A 21,006-nucleotide genomic window follows, 5' to 3' on the forward strand; every position below is an offset into this window, starting at 1 on the left:
TTGAAAAGATGATATTTGAAATAGCGTGAAATTACTAAAATAAATATGAAATCGCCAGACGCAAGGTCTGGCGATGGGGGTTCACAATCAGAGGAATGACTTGAACGGCAGGTCTGGCTCTATGGTGAAGCAATCATCGAAACCGCGTGGGTAGTGATACTCGAGATTGTCTTTGTCCAGCGGCCAGGTGAACTTGCCGCCTACCTGCCAGATAAATGGCTTGAAGCCATACTTCAGACGGTCTTTTTTCATCTCCCACAATACGCGGATTTCCTGCGGATCGGCCTGGAAGTTTGACCAGATATCGTGGTGGAAAGGAATCACCACTTTGGTGTTCAGTGCTTCCGCCATGCGCAGCATATCGGCGCTGGTCATTTTGTCGGTGATGCCGCGTGGGTTCTCGCCGTAGGAGCCCAGCGCCACGTCAATCTGATGCTCGTTACCATGCTTCGCATAGTAGTTGGAGTAGTGAGAATCACCGCTGTGGTAGAGGGAACCGCCAGGGGTTTTAAACAGATAGTTCACTGCTCGCTCATCCATGCCGTCTGGCAGGACGCCTGCGGCTTTCTGGTCAGCAGGCAGGGTGATCAGCGCGGTGCGGTCAAAGGCGTCCAGCGCGTGGATTTCAATGTCTTTAATTTTCACCACGTCGCCTGGCTTCATGACGATGCAGCGCTCTTTCGGCACGCCCCAGCCAATCCAGAGATCCACGCAGGTCTGCGGCCCGATAAACGGCACGTCGTCCGCGCAGTTTTGCATCACCGCTGCCGCCACGTTTACATCGATGTGATCGTTATGATCGTGGGTGGAAAGGACGGCGTCGATCTGGCGAATGGCAAAAGGATCAAGAACAAACGGCGTGGTACGCAGGTTCGGCTGCAATTTTTCTACACCTGCCATGCGCTGCATCTGATGACCTTTTTTCATCAGTGGATTGCCGTGGCTCTGTTTGCCGGTACCGCACCAGAAATCAACGCAAATATTGGCGCCACCCTCGGATTTCAGCCAGATGCCGGTGCAACCCAGCCACCACATTGCAAACGTACCAGGAGCAACCTGTTCCTGCTCAATCTCTTCATTCAGCCAGCTGCCCCATTCCGGGAAGGTGCTCAGAATCCATGATTCACGGGTGATGGTGTTCACTTTACTCATCGTTTTGACTCCTGGTTTAATCAAAAGTAATCATTTGGTGATTTGTTGTGATTAATGCTGGCACTCTTTGAATCGGTTTGCAACGAGTAAATTGAGGGAATTTATCTTCGCCATGTCACAGATAATCCATTTCTACGTTGTTAGAATATCCGCTATCAATGATTAATTGTATGAATTATAAGAAATAATTTATACGTGAGAATCGGTAGTGAAAATCATTACTAACACCATGGAAATAATTTGCGTGATACGTCACAAATAATCAAATGCAATCTTGTGGTGATTATTTGTGATTAATAGAGTGATGGCACCAACCGAACAGGGATTACCCCCTCGTGTTCTCATTTCTGGAGAGAGTTATGGAGATCCTCTACAACGTCTTTACCGTGTTCTTTAATCAGGTAATGACTAACGCCCCGCTTTTGCTGGGTATCGTGACGTGCCTGGGCTACATCCTTCTGCGCAAAAGCGTCAGCGTCATCATCAAAGGCACAATCAAAACCATCATCGGTTTCATGCTGCTGCAGGCGGGTTCAGGCATTCTGACCAGCACGTTTAAGCCTGTGGTTGCGAAGATGTCGGAGGTGTATGGCATCAACGGCGCCATCTCTGACACCTACGCGTCGATGATGGCCACTATTGACCGCATGGGAGATGCCTACAGTTGGGTGGGTTACGCGGTACTGCTCGCGCTGGCGTTGAACATCATTTACGTTCTGCTGCGCCGCATTACCGGCATCCGCACCATCATGCTGACTGGCCACATTATGTTCCAGCAGGCCGGGCTGATTGCGGTGTCTCTCTATATCTTCGGCTACCCCATGTGGACCACGATTATCTGCACCGCCGTGCTGGTATCGCTCTACTGGGGTATCACCTCCAACATGATGTACAAGCCGACGCAGGAGGTCACCGACGGCTGCGGTTTCTCCATCGGCCATCAGCAGCAATTCGCCGCCTGGCTCGCTTACAAGGTCGCACCGTACCTGGGTAAAAAAGAGGACAGCGTAGAAGATCTCAAGCTGCCGGGCTGGCTGAATATCTTCCACGACAACATCGTTTCAACCGCCATTGTGATGACTATCTTCTTCGGCGCCATTCTGCTCTCCTTCGGGATTGATGTAGTACAGGCGATGGCGGGGAAAACGCACTGGACGGTTTATATCCTGCAGACCGGTTTCTCCTTCGCGGTAGCCATTTTCATCATTACCCAGGGCGTCCGTATGTTTGTTGCCGAACTGTCTGAAGCCTTTAATGGGATCTCCCAACGCCTGATTCCTGGTGCGGTGCTGGCCATTGACTGTGCGGCTATCTACAGCTTTGCGCCAAACGCGGTGGTCTGGGGCTTCATGTGGGGCACCATCGGCCAGTTGATTGCGGTAGGCATTCTGGTCGGCTGCGGCTCATCCATTCTGATTATTCCTGGCTTTATCCCAATGTTCTTCTCCAACGCCACCATTGGCGTCTTTGCTAACCACTTTGGCGGCTGGCGCGCGGCGCTCAAGATCTGTCTGGTGATGGGCATGGTGGAGATCTTCGGTTGCGTGTGGGCGGTCAAGCTCACCGGTATGAGCGCCTGGATGGGCATGGCGGACTGGTCAATCCTGGCACCGCCAATGATGCAGGGCTTTGCGTCCGTCGGGCTGGTCTTTATGGCCGTCATCATCCTGATTGCTCTGGCTTATATGTTCTTCGCTGGCCGTTCTCTGCGAGCTGAAGAAGATGCGGAAAAACAAACAGCAGAAGTTTCTGCTCACTAAGGAGTTTCGATTATGACCGTACGTATCCTGGCTGTGTGTGGCAATGGGCAAGGTAGCTCCATGATCATGAAGATGAAAGTGGACCAGTTTTTAACCCAGTCAAACATTGACCACACGGTGAACAGCTGCGCGGTGGGTGAATACAAAAGTGAACTGAACGGCGCCGATATCATCATCGCGTCTACCCATATCGCCGGTGAAATTAGCGTTTCTGGCAACAAGTATGTCGTGGGGGTACGCAACATGCTCTCCCCTGCGGATTTCGGCCCAAAACTGCTGGAAGTGATCAAAGCGCACTTCCCCCAGGACGTGAAGTAAGGACGCCACATGAAACTACGTGATTCGCTGGCAGAGAATAACTCCATCCTTTTACAGGCCGAGGCCAGCACCTGGCAGGAGGCGGTCAAGCTGAGCGTGGACCTGCTGGTTAAGGCTGATGTTGTCGAGCCGCGGTATTACCAGGCCATTCTTGATGGTGTGGCGCAGCATGGTCCTTATTTTGTCATCGCGCCAGGCCTTGCAATGCCGCACGGTCGCCCGGAAGAGGGCGTGAAGAAAACCGGCTTCGCGCTGGTAACGCTGAAAACGCCTTTGGTGTTTAACCATGAAGATAACGACCCGGTCGACATCCTGATCACCATGGCGGCCGTCGATGCCAATACCCATCAGGAGGTTGGCATCATGCAGATCGTTAACCTGTTTGATGACGAAGCGAATTTTGATCGTTTACGCGCCTGCCGCACTGAGCAGGAAGTGCTGGATTTAATTGATAACGCCACAGCGGCGGCAGTTTAAGAAGGAATTGAAAATGTCATTACCAATGTTGCAGGTTGCGCTGGATAACCAGACTCTGTCCGATGCGTATGAAACCACCCGCTTGATTGCGGAAGAGGTGGATATTATCGAAGTTGGCACCATTCTGTGCGTAGGCGAAGGCGTGCGCGCCGTTCGCGATCTGAAAGCGCTCTACCCGCATAAAATCGTGCTGGCCGATGCCAAGATTGCCGATGCAGGCAAAATTCTCTCCCGCATGTGTTTTGAAGCCAATGCCGACTGGGTCACTGTGATCTGCTGTGCAGATATCAACACCGCGAAAGGCGCGCTGGATGTGGCGAAAGAGTTCAACGGCGATGTGCAGATTGAACTGACCGGTTTCTGGACCTGGGAACAGGCCCAGGCGTGGCGCGATGCTGGCATTCAGCAGGTCGTTTATCACCGCAGCCGTGATGCGCAGGCCGCCGGCGTGGCGTGGGGAGACGCGGATATCAGCGCCATTAAACGTCTTGCTGACATGGGCTTTAAAGTGACCGTTACCGGTGGCCTGGCACTGGAAGATCTGCCGCTGTTTAAAGGTATCCCTATTCACGTCTTTATCGCGGGTCGCAGCATTCGTGATGCCGCGTCTCCGGTGGAAGCGGCACGTCAGTTCAAACGTTCAATCGCTCAGCTTTGGGGCTAAGGAGCGGGTATGTTGTCTAAACAGGTCCCGCTTGGCATCTATGAAAAGGCACTCCCCGCGGGGGAGTGCTGGCTGGAGCGGCTGAAACTGGCGAAACAGTTGGGCTTCGATTTTGTCGAAATGTCCGTGGATGAGACCGATGAACGTCTTTCTCGCCTCGACTGGAGCCAGGAGCTGCGTCTGGCGCTGGTGAGTGCGGTCGCCGAAACGGGCGTACGCGTGCCGTCTATGTGCCTCAGTGCCCACCGTCGTTTTCCGCTTGGCAGTGAAGATGATACGGTGCGCGCGCAGGGGCTGGAGATCATGCGTAAAGCCATTCGTTTTGCGCAGGATGTGGGTATTCGCGTGATACAGCTTGCCGGGTATGACGTTTACTATCAGGAAGCCAATGACGAAACGCGTCGTCGTTTTCGTGATGGCCTGAAAGAGAGCGTTGAAATGGCTAGCCGCGCGCAGGTGACGCTGGCGATGGAGATCATGGACTATCCGTTAATGAACTCGATCAGCAAGGCGTTGGGCTACGCACATTACCTGAACAATCCGTGGTTCCAGCTCTATCCTGATATCGGCAACCTGTCGGCGTGGGATAACGACGTACAAATGGAACTGCTGGCGGGGATGGGCCATATCGTCGCGGTTCATGTCAAAGATACGCGTCCTGGGGTATTCAAAAACGTTCCGTTCGGCACCGGGGTGGTGGATTTCGAACGGTGCTTCCAGACGCTCAAACAGGCGGGGTATTGCGGACCTTACCTGATTGAGATGTGGAGCGAAACGTCAGATGACCCGGCAGGTGAAGTGACTAATGCTCGCGACTGGGTACGGGAACGTATGGCACGGGCCGGCTTACTGGAGGCTGAATATGCTTAAGCTTAAGCAGCAGGTCTTTGACGCTAATATGGATCTCCCTCGCTATGGGCTGGTGACCTTCACCTGGGGAAACGTCAGTGCTATCGACCGAGAGCAGGGACTCGTGGTGATTAAGCCTAGCGGCGTGGCATATGACGCCATGAGCCCTGACGATATGGTGGTGGTTGATCTTGAGGGTAACGTTGTCGACGGCAAATGGCGCCCTTCTTCAGATACAGCCACCCATCTGGCGCTCTACCGGCGTTACCCTTCTCTTGGCGGCGTAGTTCATACGCACTCTACGCATGCCACAGCCTGGGCGCAGGCGGGGCGGGCCATTCCGGCTCTTGGAACCACGCATGCGGACTACTTCTTTGGTGACATTCCGTGCACGCGGGCACTCACGCAGACAGAAGTGGAAGGCGAGTATGAGCTCAACACCGGCAACGTCATTATCGAAACGCTGGGTGAGAGCGAACCGCTGCATACGCCGGGCATTGTGGTCTATCAGCACGGTCCGTTCGCCTGGGGAAAAGATGCGCATGACGCTGTCCATAACGCGGTAGTCATGGAGGAGGTGGCACGCATGGCGTGGATCGCTCGCGGCATCAACCCACAGCTTCAGGGCATTGATGATTACCTGATGAACAAGCATTTCATGCGCAAGCACGGTCCAAACGCCTATTACGGGCAGAAGTGAATAAGTGCTCTGGAATACCGAAAACAGTTGTAACCGGTGGTATTTCAGAGCCATTCATAAAAAAAAGCCCCCGGGCAGGGGGCAAGTAAAACGATGGCTATATTCTTTTTGTTGGCTTTCCTGGTGCTAGCGTCAAAGCGTTATCGGTAAATATCTGCACTGGCGTGCATGTTGCCATTGCTGCCGGGCTCACGCATCAGAATGACGTGGTAGTAATTTGCCCCCTGAGCATCGGTTTCTTTATTAAGCGCCTGATCTGCTTCGCTCTCTGTGGCGAAATGGTGATTGATGTAAATAACGCCTAAGCTCTGCACATCATCCATGTTTCTGGCCTGTCGGCCGTCTATCTTGATGGCTGCCATCGCGTTTGCACTGAGCAAAAGCGCAGCCATTACGGCAATTGCGATTTTTTTCATGATATGCGCTCCACGACTGCGTGCTGTGAGACGGTTGTTTGCTCCCCTCCGGTATTTATATGGTCTCTGATTAAAGTGTAATCACTTATCCGGCGAGGATGCGTGACCATTTCTGATGCAGTTGTTCAAAAAAACAACGCTTCCTGATGTGGTTAATTTTAAATCACCCACTTAGACCAGCTTTGCGGTTTGTGCGAATTATTTGTGCAATCAGCTTGAGTTTCCTGGGGGGCGCAAGTATTATGACGCGTCAATTTTTCAGCCGACCTTTAACACGTTCCTTGCCTCCCCGGGCCTCGGCTGACCCAGACAGGAGGCTGAATAATCCGTAAGGAGCAATTCGATGCGTCATTACGAAATCGTTTTTATGGTCCATCCTGACCAGAGCGAACAGGTTCCGGGTATGATCGAGCGTTACTCTGCTGCCATCACTGGTGCAGAAGGTACGATCCACCGTCTGGAAGACTGGGGCCGCCGTCAGCTGGCTTACCCGATCAACAAACTGCACAAAGCACACTACGTTCTGATGAACGTTGAAGCTCCGCAGGAAGTGATCGATGAGCTGGAAACTACCTTCCGCTTCAACGATGCCGTTATCCGCAGCATGGTTATGCGTACCAAACACGCAGTTACCGAAGCATCTCCGATGGTTAAAGCGAAAGACGAGCGCCGTGAGCGTCGCGATGATTTCGCAAACGAAACCGCAGATGATTCTGATGCTGGGGATTCTGAAGAGTAATTTCTGATGACCAACCGTCTGGCGTTGTCCGGCATCGTATGCAGGGCTCCCCTTCGAAAGGTCAGTCCATCAGGAATTCCGCATTGCCAGTTCGTGCTTGAGCATCGTTCTGTGCAAGAGGAAGCCGGGTTTCACCGGCAGGCGTGGTGCCAAATGCCCGTTATCATTAGCGGACACGAAAACCAGGCCATTACTCACAGTTTAACGGTCGGTAGTGCAGTAATCGTTCAGGGGTTCATCTCTTGCCACAAGGCAAAGAACGGTCTGAGCAAAATGGTTCTGCATGCCGAGCAGATTGATTTGATAGATTCTGGAGACTAGCCATATGGCACGTTATTTCCGTCGTCGCAAGTTCTGCCGTTTCACCGCGGAAGGCGTTCAAGAGATCGACTATAAAGATATCGCAACGCTGAAAAACTACATCACCGAAAGCGGTAAGATTGTCCCAAGCCGTATCACCGGTACTCGTGCAAAATACCAGCGTCAGCTGGCTCGCGCTATCAAACGCGCTCGCTACCTGTCTCTGCTGCCGTACACTGATCGTCATCAGTAATCGGGCACGGTCCATTAATACGACTTTAAGAGGATAAGGTAATGCAAGTTATTCTGCTTGATAAAGTAGCAAACCTGGGCAGCCTGGGTGATCAGGTAAACGTTAAAGCGGGCTACGCTCGTAACTTCCTGGTTCCACAGGGCAAAGCTGTTCCTGCTACCAAGAAAAACGTAGAGTTTTTCGAAGCACGTCGTGCTGAACTGGAAGCCAAACTGGCTGACGTTCTGGCGGCTGCTAACGCTCGCGCTGAAGCAATCAACGCACTGGGCACTGTTACCATCGCTTCCAAAGCTGGCGACGAAGGTAAACTGTTCGGTTCCATCGGTACCCGCGATATCGCTGATGCAGTTTCTGCAGCAGGCGTTAAAGTGGCTAAGAGCGAAGTTCGTCTGCCGAACGGCGTTCTGCGTACCACTGGTGAGCACGAAGTTGACTTCCAGGTTCACAGCGAAGTGTTCGCTAAACTGGTTGTTAACGTTGTAGCTGAGTAATTTTTTACTCTGCTCGCGTCGAAGCGCCGGCCTTGTGCCGGCGTTTTGCTTTTTAAAGCCCGACGAACCTCTCTTTTAGCTTGTATGGTCGCGATTCCTGACGCATTCTCTGATAATAAAATGAAACGCAATTTTATCTTTGAGATTTGCCATGGAAACCGCTCTGTCTACGCCTGTCTTTGCCCGTCGCAATGTGGCTTACGCCTGCGCCACACTCTGCTGTCTGCTCTGGGGTAGCTCTTACCCGGCCATTAAAAGTGGCTATGAACTCTTTCAGATCGCAACCGATGATATCCCGTCAAAAGTCGTCTTTGCCGGATACCGTTTTCTGTTTGCCGGAGCACTGCTGCTGCTGTTTGCGCTGGCACAGCGTAAACCCATCGCCAGGCTCACGCCCACGCAGTTTGGCCAGCTTACGATCCTGGGACTGACGCAGACCACCATTCAGTACACCTTCTTTTATATCGGGCTGGCATACACCACGGGCGTTAATGGCTCGATCATGAACGCCACCGGCACCTTCTTCAGCGTACTGCTGGCGCATTTTATCTACCACAACGACAAGCTCAGCTATAACAAAACGCTGGGCTGTATTCTGGGGTTTGCCGGGGTGATGCTGGTGAATTTCCACAGTGGTATTCGTGATTTCCGATTTGTCTGGAATGGTGACGGGTTTGTGGTGCTGGCGGCGTTCATCCTCTCCGCCGCCACGCTTTACGGCAAACGGATTTCCCAGACGGTTGATCCCACGGTGATGACCGGCTGGCAGCTGGGCATTGGTGGTCTTGCGCTGGTGGCAGGGGGATATGCAACGGGCGGGACGCTGGAGGTGCATAGCCTTACCGCGGTGGCGGTATTAGGGTATCTGACGTTGCTCTCATCCGTCGCCTTCGCCCTGTGGAGCGCGCTACTGAAAGTGAACCGCGTCAGTATGATTGCCCCGTTCAACTTTGTGATTCCCGTCGCCGGGACGGTACTGTCCGCTATTTTCCTCGGCGAAAACATCCTTGAGATTAAATACGCGATTGCGCTGGTGCTGGTCTGCTCGGGGATCTGGTGGGTGAATAAACGGAGTGCCTGAGAACAAAAGTGCCGGGTGGCGGCTTCGCCTTACCCGGCCTACGCCATTACCGTGCTCTGATAAAACTGCCGTCTGGCTGGCGGGTAAACAGCACCTGTTGGCCATTACCCGTATCAATCGTTAGCCCGGTGACCACGCCGCTGGCATTCTGGCGGATCTGCACCATCTGGCCGTTCTGCAGGTTACTGAGCGGCTTGCCCGCACCTTCAACCTGAGCCATCGCATAGACATCGGTTGGCGGCAGGTTATGGTCGCGGAACAGCTGGGCAAGTGTTTTGCCCGCCTCCACGCGGTAGGAACGCCATTGCTGCTCAATGCCGGTTGGCTGCTGCGTCTGGGGTTCAGATGGGGCTGCGGCCTGCTCCTGCGGCTGTTCTTCCTGAATAGGCTCTGGCTCAACCGGTGCAACCTGTCCCGGATCGTTAGACGGCGTCACAAGCTGTGTCTGCATGGGCTGCGCATCAGGCTGCGGGCGCGTTTGCGACTGAAGATCCAGTTGCGCATTGCGGGTGACCGGTGCGGTATCGACATCATCGCCGCCAGAAGGGAGCAGGAAACCGACGATCACCAGCAGCGCGCCTATGATAATCCCTCTGCGATGCAGAGGAGGTAGCGGGTCCATAATGCGAAAATTGTCCGGCGCATGCCAGATTTTCGCCAGGGTAGGTTTCAGTTCAAATCGCCCGGGCATGGCTCTCCTCCTGCTCCGCGTCTTTTTTATCCTGTGCTCCGAAGTATAGTTCGCTAACTGCCTGAACGGCGTAGCAAACCCGACATCCGTGACATCCATTCGGGATTAATCCTGGTTACCTCTATTGTTTCTGTTTCGTCGCAGTTTGTCACCTTAACTTCAGACAAAGTTTTACCCATAAGGGCATGGCTGCTATGCTGCCCGCTACTTTAAATGTGATGGAAGGAAAACCCATGACCACCCCGACTTTTGACACTATCGAAGCGCAGGCAAGTTACGGTATCGGCTTGCAGGTAGGACAGCAACTGAGCGAATCCGGCCTGGAAGGTCTGTTACCAGAAGCGCTGGTGGCGGGTATCGCTGACGCGCTGGAAGGCAAACAGCCAGCCGTTCCGGTTGATGTTGTGCACCGTGCGCTGCGTGAAATCCACGAACGTGCGGACGCTGTGCGTCGCGCGCGCTTCGAAGAGATGGCGGCAGAAGGTGTGAAATATCTGGAAGAGAACCGTGAGCGTGAAGGCGTGAACAGCACCGAGTCTGGCCTGCAGTTCCGCGTGATCAACCAGGGCGACGGCGCTATCCCGGCACGCACTGACCACGTTCGCGTGCACTACACCGGTAAGCTGATCGACGGTACCGTGTTCGACAGCTCTGTTGCACGCGGCGAACCGGCTGAATTCCCGGTTAACGGCGTTATCGCAGGCTGGATTGAGGCTCTGACCCTGATGCCAGTCGGCTCCAAATGGGAACTGACTATCCCACACAACCTGGCGTACGGTGAGCGTGGCGCTGGCGCGTCCATCCCACCATTCAGCACCCTGGTGTTTGAAGTCGAGCTGCTGGAAATCCTGTAATCGGCTTTTCTTATTTCCTCTCTCCGTCCGGGGAGAGGAAAATAGTGTTAAAACCTATAGTTACGACGGAATCAATATTTTATCTTGCAAACGAAACTGTTGCGTGTATTTTTGTGAGCTGTTTCGCGCTGTATGAGTGATATGACACTCACTTCCAACATATTATTAACATAATATCTAAATCATAGTATTCATCCCGCCGATTCTTACCTAATATCGATAAACCCTTACAAAGGGACCGTCATTTATTTGACGTTTTTAAAGGCCAGAAGAGCCTTAACAACACAGACAGGCATAAACAGGAAAATTACATGGTAGATCAGGTCAAAGTCGCCGCGACAGAAGAGGCGACGTCTGAACAGTCGCTACGGCGCAATCTCACAAACCGTCATATTCAGCTTATCGCCATCGGGGGTGCCATCGGTACCGGGCTGTTTATGGGCTCAGGCAAAACCATCAGTCTTGCCGGGCCGTCGATCATTTTCGTTTATATGATCATCGGTTTTATGCTCTTTTTTGTGATGCGTGCAATGGGTGAATTGCTGCTCTCTAACCTCGAATACAAATCTTTCAGCGATTTTGCTTCCGACCTGCTCGGTCCCTGGGCGGGTTATTTCACCGGCTGGACCTACTGGTTCTGCTGGGTCGTAACCGGCATGGCGGATGTCGTCGCCATTACTGCCTATGCGCAGTTCTGGTTCCCGGGGCTGTCGGACTGGGTCGCCTCGCTGGCGGTGATTATTCTGCTGCTGAGCCTCAACCTCGCCACCGTTAAGATGTTCGGTGAGATGGAGTTCTGGTTCGCGATGATCAAGATTGTCGCTATTGTGGCGCTGATTGTGGTGGGCCTGGTAATGGTGCTGACGCACTTCCAGTCGCCAACTGGCGTACAGGCTTCGTTTACCCATCTGTGGAATGACGGCGGCTGGTTCCCGAAAGGCATCAGCGGCTTCTTTGCCGGCTTCCAGATTGCGGTATTTGCCTTTGTGGGGATTGAACTTGTCGGAACCACCGCTGCCGAAACCAAAGACCCGGAAAAATCCCTGCCGCGTGCAATCAACTCCATTCCGGTTCGTATCATCATGTTCTACGTCTTTGCGTTGATCATTATTATGTCCGTGACGCCGTGGAGCTCGGTTGTGCCAAGCAAGAGCCCATTTGTCGAACTGTTCGTGCTGGTGGGACTGCCTGCGGCAGCGAGCCTGATTAACTTCGTGGTGCTGACATCTGCAGCGTCATCGGCAAACAGCGGTGTGTTCTCAACCAGCCGCATGCTGTTTGGCCTGGCGCAGGAAGGCGTTGCGCCGAGCGCGTTCGCGAAGCTCTCTAAGCGTGCTGTTCCGGCGAAAGGGCTGACGTTCTCCTGCATGTGCCTGTTGGGTGGGGTGGTAATGCTCTACGTGAACCCGAGCGTTATCGGTGCGTTCACCATGATCACCACCGTTTCGGCGATCCTGTTTATGTTCGTCTGGACGATCATCCTTTGTTCGTACCTGGTGTATCGTAAACAGCGTCCGCATCTGCATGAGAAATCGATCTATAAAATGCCGCTGGGCAAGCTGATGTGCTGGGTGTGCATGGCGTTCTTCGCGTTCGTTCTGGTTCTGCTGACGCTGGAAGATGACACCCGTCAGGCGCTGATCGTCACGCCGCTGTGGTTCATTGCCCTGGGATTGGGCTGGCTGTTCATTGGTAAGAAACGAATGGCAGGCGTAAGGTAAAAGCAAAACGGCAACTTCGGTTGCCGTTTTTAGTTTTTGCACCCTCTCCCCGTGGGAGAGGGCCGGGGTGAGGGCATCAGGCTTCAGTGGCCTTTTTATTCACCCGCCAATGCACGCGGGAACAGAACGTTATTCTCAAGACTGATGTGTTCCATCAGGTCATCGATCATCTCGTTAATGCCGTTGTACATCGCTTTCCATGTGGTGCAGGCTTCTGGCGGCGGCGTGACGTTATTGGTCGTGTGTTTGATGACTTCCAGCAGTTCACCCGCGTCGTCATGTTCGCTTTCCATCACGCTAATTGGCCCCATCGCCTGGCTGCCCATTCCCTGTTTAATCATCGGGAAGAGGATCTGCTCTTCTTTCATCATGTGGCTGGTGAGTTCTTCATGCAGCATGGTCAGGTATTTCGCCAGGCCGCGCGGCACGGAAGGCTTGTCGGCGTGCACACGTTCAACTTTGCTGGCCTGCAGGATCAGCTCCGGCAGTTGTTCGCGGTGGCGATCGTGGTAACGCACGATAATGTGGTCGATGATTTCGGCAAGCGGGGCCGTGCGCCACTCTTTGTCGATGGGTTGCTCTGCCAGCAGGGCCAGCTCCGCTTCAATAACCTCTACATCCAGCTCTTTGCGCGAGGCCGCACGTGCCAGAGTTTGCTTACCGCCGCAGCAGTAATCCATGTCGTATTTACGAAACAGCGCAGAAGCGCGAGGGATGGAGAGCGCCAGCTCGCCGAGTGGTTGGTCGCGGAAGGCCATAGCAGTTACCTCATCATCAAGAATATAAGATGCATATTAAATGCATCTTTAAGGCGGCGCTATAACCCTTTAGAGGCAAGGGTGAAAATGAGATATAAGTCACAAAAAATTAGCGTGTTTAACTCACTGAATGAATGCAGAAAATAACTTTAGAAACTTTTTTAACGTGGAGAAACAGTAAACAACCCGCCGCGCCTGCCGATATATCCACGTCAGACAAACCTGCATATTACAAAGGCAACGCATGTTTAAACGTATAAAAGTCATTACCCTTTTGATTTCGGTGCTGCTTGTGCTCGGCATCATGCAACTCGTTTCCGCCGGTATCTTTATCAACGCGCTGAATAACGATAAAGACAATTTCACCGTGTCGCAGCTATCCAGCAAAAACGTGGCGGAGTTTACCGATGCATGGATCAGCCTGAACCAGGCGCGCGTCACCCTGAACCGCGGCATGCTGCGTCTGCAAAGCAGCATGGCCTCGCAGATTAACGGCGGACAGCTCAATGAGCTGGTAAACACGGCGAAAAACCTGCTGGCCAATGCCCAGTCTCATTACGACAAATACTATGCTTTGCCGAATACCCCAGGGCTGGATCCCAACCTGGCAAATCGCCTGGAAGAGCAGTACCGCAATTACTCCGCGACGCTGACCCAAATGAACGTTTTGCTCTCTCAGGGCAATCTGGAAGAGATGTTCAAGCAGAATGCAGAGCAGAAACAGACCGCGATGCAAAACGTTTACCGGGAATGGCGTGAAGCCCAGGCCGTGCTTACGGATAAAGGGATCAAAGATAACGAAAGTGATTACAAGCGTATCCTGTGGATCCTCTCTGCGGTTATGCTGCTGGTAATTATCGTGATTATCTCCAGCTGGATTGCCATGCGCCGCGTGCTGCTGTTGCCGCTGCAGGATGTGATAAGTCATATCCGCGCCATTGCCGCCGGTGATTTAACCCAGCCGATCCATGCAGAGGGTAAAAACGAGATGGCCGTACTGGCGCAAAACGTCCAGGAGATGCAAACCGCGCTGGCAAACACCGTGGGCGTGGTTCGTGAAGGTGCGGATACCATTTACACCGGTGCGGGGGAAATCTCTGCGGGCAGTAACGATCTCTCTTCCCGTACCGAGCAGCAGGCTGCCTCGCTGGAAGAGACGGCTGCCAGCATGGAGCAGCTGACGGCAACGGTGAAACAAAACGCCGACAATGCCCGTCAGGCTTCCCGTCTGGCGCTTGATGCCTCTTCAACGGCGAAGAAGGGCGGTAACGTTGTAGAAGGCGTGGTGCGCACCATGGACGAAATTGCCACCAGTTCCAGCAAAATTGCGCAAATTACCAATGTCATTGACGGCATTGCCTTCCAGACGAACATCCTGGCTCTTAACGCGGCAGTTGAAGCGGCGCGCGCAGGTGAGCAGGGGCGTGGCTTTGCGGTGGTAGCCGGAGAAGTGCGTACGCTCGCTCAGCGCAGCGCCCAGGCGGCGAAAGAGATCAAAGCGCTGATTGATGACTCTGGTGAGCGAGTTAACGCCGGCTCGCAGCTGGTGAACGAAGCCGGGGCCACTATGGCGGAAATTGTTAACGCCGTGACTCGCGTCACCGACATTATGGGTGAAATTGCCTCTGCGTCTGATGAGCAGAGCCGCGGGATCGACCAGGTGGGCCAGGCGGTGGCAGAGATGGATCGTGTTACCCAACAGAACGCCTCGCTGGTGGAAGAGTCTGCGGCCGCAGCGGCCGCGCTGGAAGACCAGGCGGCACGCCTGAACGACGCGGTGGCAGTGTTTAAAATTGCCCGCAGCCAGGCAGTGAAGGCGGCTCCGGCGAAAACCTATGCGCCAAAAGCGCAGCCCGTCGCTTCTGCGTCTGAAGCCAACTGGGAAACGTTTTAAAAGCTTGCCCGGAGGCGGCTACGCCTGACCGGGCCTACGTTTTTGCAGGCCCTGCAAACGCCTCATATCTCCGACGCCGGAACGACCATCGGTTTTTCCGGCTTCGCTCTTACCGCCATTACTACACCCATCACCAGCAGCACTATTCCACAGGCCGTTAACAGCGGCGGTACGCTCTGGCGCATCAGGAAGGTGTACAGCAGCCCGGCCAGCGTTTCGAAGACAATCAGCGGCCCTAAGATCACCGTTGGCAGTTTCTGGCTGGCGATATTCCAGCACAGTGCGCCCACCCAGGAACAGAGCACAGCGATAGCGATCATCAGCCCGACAAAGACCCACGGCCGCGGCCCGAAAGGGAGGGCGAAGTCCGGTTGTTGCTGCGCAGACCAGAGGCACGCCCCGGCATAGCCCACCAGCGAGACCGGCAGCGTCACCAGCGCCTGTGCCGTTGCCCACATCATCGGATGTTTATCCGGGTTCTCCCGTAACCATCGCGCATTACGCAGGGCATACCAGGCCCAGCAGGCGACCGAAATAAACGCTAAACCGATCCCCGAGCCGTAACGCCAGACGCTGAAATCAGCGAGCCCGTGGCGAAGCTCGGCAATATTCACACAGACCAGCCCGACGCCCGTGCAGATCAGCGCGGGTACCATTTTTGACCATGCCAGTTTGCCATCGCGCTGGCTGTACAGCAGGTTCGCAAAGACGGGGATAACGACAGGCAGCGTGCCGATAATCATGGTCGATACCGGCGCGCCGGTACGCTGAATGGCGCTCGCCAGGCAGACGTAATAGATAAGGTTGCCCATCATGGTCAGCGCCAGCGCGGTCATCCAGTCCTGGCGGTTGAGCTGGCGTAAACGCGTACGACCGAGCCAGGCCAGCGGCAGGGCAATCAGCCCCAGCGCCAGATAGCGTCCGGTTGACTGCAGGGCCGCCGGATACTCGGGCACAATCAGCGGGCCGACAAAAATCAGCCCCCACATCAGCCCTGCCAGCAGGGCATACAACACGCCACTAATCATTATTCCATCCACATCAATTGACTTTGTACTCAGTGTAGAAGGGGGGATTGCGCGCGTATTGTATGAGATTGCGCATCAGCGCCCAATAACTTGTTTCTGGTAGCGGACGGGCGTAATCCCGTAGCGGCGGGTAAACGCGCGGGTTAAATGCGACTGGTCGGTCAGCCCGGTCGCGGCGGCCACTTCGGCGGCGGGCATGCCGTGCGTAAGGAAGCCTTTGGCGCGCCACAGGCGAATAGCCATCAGCATCTGGTGCGGTGTGACGTGGAAATGGGCTTTAAACTGGCGCTGAAAATGGTAAGGGCTGAGAGAAACCACGTTGGCCAACTCGTCCAGCGTCACGGCGTGCATGTAGTTGTCGTGCAGATACTCGCGTACCCGTTCGAACCGGTGCGCGCCTTCCTTAATTATTGGAGCGTGATGGGCCAACGGCTGGAAGGTCTCAATCAGATCCAGCAGCAGTCCTTTTTGCGCAAGCGGGTCCTGGGTATGCCACAGGCCGTAGATCAGCTGGCCGATTTGCTGCGAACGCAGCGGGTCGTGGCGGGTCACGTCGCTGAACCACCAGTGGCGCAGGCCAGTCACCTCTTCCAGTAAAGCGGGTTCGATGTAAACCATCCGGTAGCGCCAGCCGCCCTCGGTGGCCGATTCACCGGTGTGGATCTCGTCCGGGTTCATGGTGACAACGGATTTTTCAGCGGCCAGGTGCTGAGTACCGCGATAGCGAAAGCGCTCGGCACCGGTTTCGATGGTGCCGATGCCGAAGGCTTCATGCGTGTGAGGCTCAAAGGCGTAGTCAGCGATATGCGCGTGATAAAGTTCCAGACCCGGCAACTGCGCCAGATGGCGAAAGCGCGCGCTGTCTCTCTCATCGCTAAATTGTTCCGGTACGCCTTGCACGGTGAGCCTCCTCGTGGGTCATCGCTTCATTATCAGAGATGACCCGAGGGGATGCCACAAAAAATAACCAATCCGTAACAATTACAGGATGGCCTTGACGCTCTCCGCCAGAGAGGTCGTTGGTCGCCCAATCAGTTTGCTCAGCGTATGGCTATCGTCAAAGAGCCCGCCTTTAGATGCGCCCACATCAGAGTCCGCCAGCATATCCGCCAGCCCGGCAGGCAGGCCGACACTCTTCAGCGCAGCGGCGAAATCCGCTTCGCTCATGTTCTGATAAACCACCGGTTTACCGCTCTGCTTGCTCAGTTCAGCCGCCAGTTCGCTCAGCGTCCACGCGCTGTCGCCTGCCAGTTCATAGACCTTGCCAGCGTGGCCCTCTTCCGAAACCACTTTTGCCGCCGCCGCCGCGTAATCCGCACGGGTGGCTGAGGCGATTTTGCCTTCACCTGCGGCACCAATAAACACGCCGTGTTCCAGCGCAGGCGGTGCGCTCGCCAGGTAGTTTTCGGTATACCAGCCGTTGCGCAGCAGGGCATAAGGAATGCCGGATGTTGCCAGCGCTTTTTCCGTAGCAACATGCTCAACGTGCAGGCCCAGCGGTGAGTTATCCGCATGCAGCAGGCTGGTGTAGGCGATAAATGTCACGCCAGCCGCTTTGGCAGCGTTGATGACGTTCTGGTGCTGCGTGGCGCGCTGACCCACTTCGCTGGATGAGATCAGCAGCAGTTTCTTCACACCCTTCAGCGCCGTGGTCAACGCGGCCTGGTCGGTGTAATCGCCCTGACGAACCACAATACCCTGCTGGCTCAGGGCTTCCGCTTTCGCCGGGTTACGCACAATGGCGACAATCTGGTTTGCCGGGACGGTTTTTAACAGCTGTTCGATAACGAGGCGGCCAAGCTGGCCGGTAGCGCCGGTAATCGCGATCATGATCAATCTCCTTCGTGTTTGTCTGGTGTTGTGGCACACTAGCACCATAACTAACTTTTAGTAAGTACGTACAAAAAGGTAAGTATTAAATGACGATACCGACACTCAGCGAACAAATGCGCGATGGTAACCTCTTCGCGGAGCAGTGCCCGTCCAGAGAGGTGCTCAAACATGTCACCAGCCGCTGGGGGGTTCTGATCCTGGTGGCGCTACGTGAGGGAACGCACCGCTTCAGCGATCTGCGCCGTAAAATGGGCGGCGTGAGCGAGAAGATGCTGGCCCAGTCGCTGCAGGCACTGGAGCATGACGGTTTTGTCGATCGCGTTTCGTATCCTGTTGTACCGCCGCACGTTGAGTATAGCCTGACGCCGCTTGGCGTAGAGGTGAGCGAGAAAGTGGCCGCGCTGGCGGACTGGATAGAGGTGAATACGCCAAAAGTAATGGCGAACCGGGATGAGCGGGCAGCGTAATAGCCGGGAATGTGCGGTCTGATACCCTCACTCTAACCCTCTCCCACAGGGCTGGGTTCCCCACAAAATAATGCCTGCACGGAGGACCCCCTCTCCCTTGAGGGAGAGGGTTGGGGTGAGGGGGAACATATGGCTGTAGAGGTCATTCCGTTCACTTTATGTTCCTTGCTACTCTGTAACGGCATGACTTGTGAACGTTCCAGGGCGGCTCAGTCGCCACCACCCTGGCGACCCGGGCTCCCGGCGGTAAATCGCCGCTCCGCGGTGCCTTCGGCTTATTCCTTCCGGCTTATCGGGGACGGGCGGATGTAACGTCCCTGTAAAGCCGCCCTCTCGGCGCATCCATGCGCCTCGCCCCGGCCTGCAGGAAACGCCTCAGCGATTTACAGCCGGACCAGGGCGTCGCTATAAGTCATTCATTTTCCTGAAGCAACATTCATCGCTTTCGGTAAAAAATTACTGGGGATCCCTCAGCCCACAGGGAGAGGGAATAAACACCAAAAACGGCAACGTGCGTTGCCGTTTTGCTTTTACTTACTTAAATCCACCTGATAAATGGCGAACCCGATATCATCCGTCGCAACCTTCTTCATAGGATACTGCGCCTTCTCCTTAATAAACGCCGCAGCCTTATCCGACGGAGATGTTTCAATGCGAATATCCAGTGGGGTATCGCTGTGGATCGGGGCCAGACGCCAGTTGTTATCGACCGCCGGATGAATCTCTCCCGCCTTTTTCGACTCAGCGCTGATCCAGGCGGCCAGCACCGAGCGGTTCTCATCCGGGGATGCAAAAGCAATGTGGCTATCGCCGGTGCCGGCAAATTTGCCGCCATACGCGCGATAGTTATTGGTCACCACCAGGAAGTTGGCCGCCGGATCGACAGGCTTGCCCTTGAAGGTCAGGTTTTTGATGCGCTCTGCCTGCGGATTAATGGCCTGACACTCGCCGTCATATTTCGCGGGTTGGGTGACATCAATCTGATAATCCACCCCGTCGATAACGTCGAAGTTATAGGTGCGGAACCCGTCCCAGTTAATCAACGACTGCGGCTTGCTGCTCTTCGGATCGATCTGGTTAAACTGCCCGGCGGAGCATTCCAGCCACTCTTTCACCTCTTTACCCGTTGCTTTAACCACGACCAGCGTGTTCGGGTAGAGATAGAGATCGGCGGCGTTACGGAACGTCAGCTGGCCTTTTTCCACTTCAACATAGCTGGCCGGGTCATTTTTACGTCCGCCCACTTTGAACGGTGCGGCGGCGGAAAGCACTGGCAGGTTGGCTAAGTCCGGATCGCCCTGAACAAAATGTTCGGCATAGGCTTTCTGCGCCATGTTGACCACCTGAACGGTTGGGTCATCCTGTACCAGCGCCAGATAGCTGTACATGTTGTCGGCGGATTTGCCGATCGGCTTACTGACGAACTCGCGGGTGGCGTCGTGGTCATGCTTGAGCACGTCGAGGAGTTTTTGGTCTTCAGCCGCCAGTGATTTTTTGGCGGCAGCATCGTAGATGGGGCGCGCTTCGGCTTTGGATCCGGTCACCTTCCAGCTGCCGCTGTCGTTATTGAGTACCAGATCCACCACGCCAAGATGGTCGCCCCACATGCCGGGCATTACCGCCGGCACGCCGTTGAGCGTTCCCTTGTCGATATCTGCCCCTTTGATGCTGGCAAAATCCTTACCCGGGAAGACCGCATGAGCGTGGCCGAAGAGGATCGCGTCCACGCCCGGCACTTCGCTCAGGTAGTAAACCGAGTTTTCCGCCATCACCTGATACGGATCGGCAGAGAGGCCCGAGTGGGCGACAACGACCACAACATCCGCCCCTTTTTCACGCATCTCCGGTACGTATTTACGCGCCGTTTCGGTGATGTCGTTAACGGTGACTTTGCCGGTGAGATTGGCTTTATCCCAGGTCATGATCTGGGGCGGTACAAAGCCGATGTAGCCAATTTTCAGCGTCTGCTTTTTACCGTCCTGATCAACAACCTCGGTCTCTTTAATCAGATAAGGGGTGAAAAGCGGCTTTTTGGTCTTAACGTCGATGATATTGGCGTTAACGTACGGGAATTTTGCGCCTGCCAGCGCATCGTGCAGGTATTTAAGACCATAGTTGAATTCGTGGTTACCGAGGTTGCCGACGGTATAATCCAGGGTGTTCATCGCTTTATACACCGGGTGGATCTCGCCTTTTTTCAGCCCCTTTGCCGCCATGTAGTCACCCAGCGGACTCCCCTGAATCAAATCACCGTTGTCGACCAGCACGCTATTTTTCACTTCATTGCGGGCGGCATTGATCAAACTTGCCGTGCGTACCAGTCCGAATTTTTCCGTAGGGGTATCTTTGTAGTAATCGAAGTCCATCATATTGCTGTGCAGGTCGGTGGTTTCCAGAATACGGAGATCGACCGTCGCCGCCTGTACGCTCGCTGCAATCAGCGTCGCCAGGAGCGTTGCGCTAAACTTAATCATCAGAGGAGTCCTTTTTTCGATCTAGGCCACAAAAGAATATGTATCTATCGTTTGTTGCTTACAGAAGTGTGAATCCTGCCAGAAAA

At 54.6% G+C, this 21,006-nt stretch carries 23 protein-coding genes; 15 read left to right on the forward strand and 8 right to left on the reverse strand.

Annotated elements, in window-relative coordinates:
- Positions 1-87: 87 nt before the first annotated feature.
- Positions 88-1,152, reverse strand: a complete 1,065-nt coding sequence (gene ulaG, locus ACMWKA_RS14170) for an L-ascorbate 6-phosphate lactonase (RefSeq protein ID WP_010427455.1) — start codon at positions 1,150-1,152, stop codon at positions 88-90.
- Between the two features lie 359 nt (positions 1,153-1,511).
- Here ulaG and ulaA point away from each other — a divergent pair, with 359 nt between their 5' ends.
- From ulaA to ACMWKA_RS14200, 6 genes are read left to right on the forward strand one after another with little or no spacing between them, the layout of a single operon-like run.
- On the forward strand, positions 1,512-2,912 hold the full coding sequence (gene ulaA, locus ACMWKA_RS14175) for a PTS ascorbate transporter subunit IIC (RefSeq protein ID WP_013095302.1): 1,401 nt from the start codon (positions 1,512-1,514) through the stop codon (positions 2,910-2,912).
- Between the two features lie 12 nt (positions 2,913-2,924).
- On the forward strand, positions 2,925-3,230 hold the full coding sequence (gene ulaB, locus ACMWKA_RS14180; RefSeq protein ID WP_004109091.1) for a PTS ascorbate transporter subunit IIB: 306 nt from the start codon (positions 2,925-2,927) through the stop codon (positions 3,228-3,230).
- Positions 3,231-3,239: 9 nt separating this feature from the next.
- Positions 3,240-3,707, forward strand: coding sequence for a PTS ascorbate transporter subunit IIA (ulaC, locus tag ACMWKA_RS14185; protein WP_013095304.1), 468 nt, complete (start codon positions 3,240-3,242; stop codon positions 3,705-3,707).
- A gap of 13 nt (positions 3,708-3,720) precedes the next feature.
- Entirely contained in the window at positions 3,721-4,371 is a 651-nt protein-coding gene (gene ulaD / locus ACMWKA_RS14190) for a 3-keto-L-gulonate-6-phosphate decarboxylase UlaD (RefSeq protein ID WP_013095305.1), read from the forward strand.
- A 9-nt stretch (positions 4,372-4,380) separates the two neighbouring features.
- Positions 4,381-5,241 carry an L-ribulose-5-phosphate 3-epimerase gene (locus ACMWKA_RS14195; RefSeq protein WP_250021377.1) on the forward strand — a complete coding sequence of 287 codons (861 nt, stop codon included), beginning with the start codon at positions 4,381-4,383 and terminating at the stop codon, positions 5,239-5,241.
- The gene (locus ACMWKA_RS14200) at positions 5,234-5,920 is read left to right on the forward strand and encodes an L-ribulose-5-phosphate 4-epimerase (protein ID WP_013095307.1); all 687 of its coding nucleotides are present in this window, start codon (positions 5,234-5,236) and stop codon (positions 5,918-5,920) included. Before ACMWKA_RS14195 ends, ACMWKA_RS14200 begins: the two co-directional genes overlap by 8 nt.
- Before the next feature lie 140 nt (positions 5,921-6,060).
- Here the strand turns inward: ACMWKA_RS14200 and yjfY are convergent, their stop codons facing one another.
- The gene (gene yjfY / locus ACMWKA_RS14205) at positions 6,061-6,336 is read right to left on the reverse strand and encodes a DUF1471 family protein YjfY (RefSeq protein WP_038418536.1); all 276 of its coding nucleotides are present in this window, start codon (positions 6,334-6,336) and stop codon (positions 6,061-6,063) included.
- Positions 6,337-6,679: 343 nt separating this feature from the next.
- On the opposite strand from yjfY, the gene rpsF reads away from it, so the two are divergent.
- From rpsF to ACMWKA_RS14230, 5 genes are all read left to right on the forward strand, one after another.
- Positions 6,680-7,075, forward strand: a complete 396-nt coding sequence (gene rpsF, locus ACMWKA_RS14210) for a 30S ribosomal protein S6 (RefSeq protein ID WP_003856034.1) — start codon at positions 6,680-6,682, stop codon at positions 7,073-7,075.
- 6 nt (positions 7,076-7,081) lie between these two features.
- Positions 7,082-7,396 (forward strand): primosomal replication protein N, encoded by a 315-nt coding sequence (priB, locus tag ACMWKA_RS14215; RefSeq protein ID WP_008502895.1) that lies wholly within the window; start codon positions 7,082-7,084, stop codon positions 7,394-7,396.
- A gap of 4 nt (positions 7,397-7,400) precedes the next feature.
- Positions 7,401-7,628 (forward strand): 30S ribosomal protein S18, encoded by a 228-nt coding sequence (gene rpsR, locus ACMWKA_RS14220; RefSeq protein WP_000135199.1) that lies wholly within the window; start codon positions 7,401-7,403, stop codon positions 7,626-7,628.
- A gap of 41 nt (positions 7,629-7,669) precedes the next feature.
- Positions 7,670-8,119: a 50S ribosomal protein L9 gene (gene rplI, locus ACMWKA_RS14225; protein WP_008502894.1), complete on the forward strand. Its 450-nt coding sequence runs from the start codon at positions 7,670-7,672 to the stop codon at positions 8,117-8,119.
- Between the two features lie 151 nt (positions 8,120-8,270).
- Entirely contained in the window at positions 8,271-9,200 is a 930-nt protein-coding gene (locus ACMWKA_RS14230; protein ID WP_013095309.1) for a DMT family transporter, read from the forward strand.
- A gap of 46 nt (positions 9,201-9,246) precedes the next feature.
- On the opposite strand, the gene ACMWKA_RS14235 is transcribed toward ACMWKA_RS14230, so the two are convergent.
- Positions 9,247-9,891 (reverse strand): OapA family protein, encoded by a 645-nt coding sequence (locus ACMWKA_RS14235; protein WP_062934798.1) that lies wholly within the window; start codon positions 9,889-9,891, stop codon positions 9,247-9,249.
- A 233-nt stretch (positions 9,892-10,124) separates the two neighbouring features.
- Here ACMWKA_RS14235 and fklB point away from each other — a divergent pair, with 233 nt between their 5' ends.
- Both fklB and cycA read left to right on the forward strand, forming a co-directional pair.
- Complete coding sequence (gene fklB / locus ACMWKA_RS14240; protein ID WP_008502892.1) at positions 10,125-10,745, forward strand: FKBP-type peptidyl-prolyl cis-trans isomerase; 621 nt, start codon at positions 10,125-10,127, stop codon at positions 10,743-10,745.
- A 311-nt stretch (positions 10,746-11,056) separates the two neighbouring features.
- Positions 11,057-12,466 (forward strand): D-serine/D-alanine/glycine transporter, encoded by a 1,410-nt coding sequence (cycA, locus tag ACMWKA_RS14245; protein ID WP_023619712.1) that lies wholly within the window; start codon positions 11,057-11,059, stop codon positions 12,464-12,466.
- 95 nt (positions 12,467-12,561) lie between these two features.
- Here the strand turns inward: cycA and ytfE are convergent, their stop codons facing one another.
- A complete protein-coding gene (gene ytfE / locus ACMWKA_RS14250; RefSeq protein WP_023619711.1) occupies positions 12,562-13,224 on the reverse strand; it encodes an iron-sulfur cluster repair protein YtfE in 663 nt (220 codons plus the stop codon).
- A gap of 244 nt (positions 13,225-13,468) precedes the next feature.
- Between ytfE and ACMWKA_RS14255 the strand changes: the two genes are divergently transcribed.
- Positions 13,469-15,118 (forward strand): methyl-accepting chemotaxis protein, encoded by a 1,650-nt coding sequence (locus ACMWKA_RS14255; RefSeq protein WP_013095313.1) that lies wholly within the window; start codon positions 13,469-13,471, stop codon positions 15,116-15,118.
- 62 nt (positions 15,119-15,180) lie between these two features.
- On the opposite strand, the gene ACMWKA_RS14260 is transcribed toward ACMWKA_RS14255, so the two are convergent.
- From ACMWKA_RS14260 to ACMWKA_RS14270, 3 genes are all read right to left on the reverse strand, one after another.
- A complete protein-coding gene (locus tag ACMWKA_RS14260) occupies positions 15,181-16,146 on the reverse strand; it encodes a DMT family transporter (RefSeq protein ID WP_047352277.1) in 966 nt (321 codons plus the stop codon).
- Positions 16,147-16,221: 75 nt separating this feature from the next.
- Complete coding sequence (locus tag ACMWKA_RS14265) at positions 16,222-17,046, reverse strand: AraC family transcriptional regulator (RefSeq protein ID WP_013095315.1); 825 nt, start codon at positions 17,044-17,046, stop codon at positions 16,222-16,224.
- A gap of 81 nt (positions 17,047-17,127) precedes the next feature.
- The gene (locus tag ACMWKA_RS14270) at positions 17,128-17,976 is read right to left on the reverse strand and encodes an SDR family oxidoreductase (protein WP_226835549.1); all 849 of its coding nucleotides are present in this window, start codon (positions 17,974-17,976) and stop codon (positions 17,128-17,130) included.
- 89 nt (positions 17,977-18,065) lie between these two features.
- On the opposite strand from ACMWKA_RS14270, the gene ACMWKA_RS14275 reads away from it, so the two are divergent.
- On the forward strand, positions 18,066-18,446 hold the full coding sequence (locus tag ACMWKA_RS14275) for a winged helix-turn-helix transcriptional regulator (RefSeq protein ID WP_028027891.1): 381 nt from the start codon (positions 18,066-18,068) through the stop codon (positions 18,444-18,446).
- Between the two features lie 530 nt (positions 18,447-18,976).
- Here the strand turns inward: ACMWKA_RS14275 and ACMWKA_RS14280 are convergent.
- Positions 18,977-20,920 carry a bifunctional 2',3'-cyclic-nucleotide 2'-phosphodiesterase/3'-nucleotidase gene (locus ACMWKA_RS14280; RefSeq protein ID WP_414760352.1) on the reverse strand — a complete coding sequence of 648 codons (1,944 nt, stop codon included), beginning with the start codon at positions 20,918-20,920 and terminating at the stop codon, positions 18,977-18,979.
- Between the last annotated feature and the right edge of the window lie 86 nt (positions 20,921-21,006).

This window comes from Enterobacter sp. 03-F-07-AD-ECC, assembly GCF_047530935.1.
Taxonomy (GTDB): domain Bacteria; phylum Pseudomonadota; class Gammaproteobacteria; order Enterobacterales; family Enterobacteriaceae; genus Enterobacter; species Enterobacter cloacae.

Excerpts from the sequence above, each read along its gene's own strand:
- yjfY (WP_038418536.1), bottom strand. The coding sequence starts at position 6,336 with ATGAAAAAAATCGCAATTGCCGTAATGGCTGCGCTTTTGCTCAGTGCA.
- ACMWKA_RS14230 (WP_013095309.1), top strand. The coding sequence starts at position 8,271 with ATGGAAACCGCTCTGTCTACGCCTGTCTTTGCCCGTCGCAATGTGGCT.
- rpsR (WP_000135199.1), top strand. The coding sequence starts at position 7,401 with ATGGCACGTTATTTCCGTCGTCGCAAGTTCTGCCGTTTCACCGCGGAA.
- ACMWKA_RS14275 (WP_028027891.1), top strand. The coding sequence starts at position 18,066 with ATGACGATACCGACACTCAGCGAACAAATGCGCGATGGTAACCTCTTC.
- fklB (WP_008502892.1), top strand. The coding sequence starts at position 10,125 with ATGACCACCCCGACTTTTGACACTATCGAAGCGCAGGCAAGTTACGGT.
- ACMWKA_RS14235 (WP_062934798.1), bottom strand. The coding sequence starts at position 9,891 with ATGCCCGGGCGATTTGAACTGAAACCTACCCTGGCGAAAATCTGGCAT.
- cycA (WP_023619712.1), top strand. The coding sequence starts at position 11,057 with ATGGTAGATCAGGTCAAAGTCGCCGCGACAGAAGAGGCGACGTCTGAA.
- ACMWKA_RS14280 (WP_414760352.1), bottom strand. The coding sequence starts at position 20,920 with ATGATTAAGTTTAGCGCAACGCTCCTGGCGACGCTGATTGCAGCGAGC.
- ACMWKA_RS14260 (WP_047352277.1), bottom strand. The coding sequence starts at position 16,146 with ATGATTAGTGGCGTGTTGTATGCCCTGCTGGCAGGGCTGATGTGGGGG.
- ulaA (WP_013095302.1), top strand. The coding sequence starts at position 1,512 with ATGGAGATCCTCTACAACGTCTTTACCGTGTTCTTTAATCAGGTAATG.
- ACMWKA_RS14195 (WP_250021377.1), top strand. The coding sequence starts at position 4,381 with ATGTTGTCTAAACAGGTCCCGCTTGGCATCTATGAAAAGGCACTCCCC.
- priB (WP_008502895.1), top strand. The coding sequence starts at position 7,082 with ATGACCAACCGTCTGGCGTTGTCCGGCATCGTATGCAGGGCTCCCCTT.
- ulaD (WP_013095305.1), top strand. The coding sequence starts at position 3,721 with ATGTCATTACCAATGTTGCAGGTTGCGCTGGATAACCAGACTCTGTCC.
- ACMWKA_RS14255 (WP_013095313.1), top strand. The coding sequence starts at position 13,469 with ATGTTTAAACGTATAAAAGTCATTACCCTTTTGATTTCGGTGCTGCTT.
- ACMWKA_RS14200 (WP_013095307.1), top strand. The coding sequence starts at position 5,234 with ATGCTTAAGCTTAAGCAGCAGGTCTTTGACGCTAATATGGATCTCCCT.
- rplI (WP_008502894.1), top strand. The coding sequence starts at position 7,670 with ATGCAAGTTATTCTGCTTGATAAAGTAGCAAACCTGGGCAGCCTGGGT.
- ulaG (WP_010427455.1), bottom strand. The coding sequence starts at position 1,152 with ATGAGTAAAGTGAACACCATCACCCGTGAATCATGGATTCTGAGCACC.
- ACMWKA_RS14270 (WP_226835549.1), bottom strand. The coding sequence starts at position 17,976 with ATGATCGCGATTACCGGCGCTACCGGCCAGCTTGGCCGCCTCGTTATC.
- ulaB (WP_004109091.1), top strand. The coding sequence starts at position 2,925 with ATGACCGTACGTATCCTGGCTGTGTGTGGCAATGGGCAAGGTAGCTCC.
- rpsF (WP_003856034.1), top strand. The coding sequence starts at position 6,680 with ATGCGTCATTACGAAATCGTTTTTATGGTCCATCCTGACCAGAGCGAA.
- ulaC (WP_013095304.1), top strand. The coding sequence starts at position 3,240 with ATGAAACTACGTGATTCGCTGGCAGAGAATAACTCCATCCTTTTACAG.
- ytfE (WP_023619711.1), bottom strand. The coding sequence starts at position 13,224 with ATGGCCTTCCGCGACCAACCACTCGGCGAGCTGGCGCTCTCCATCCCT.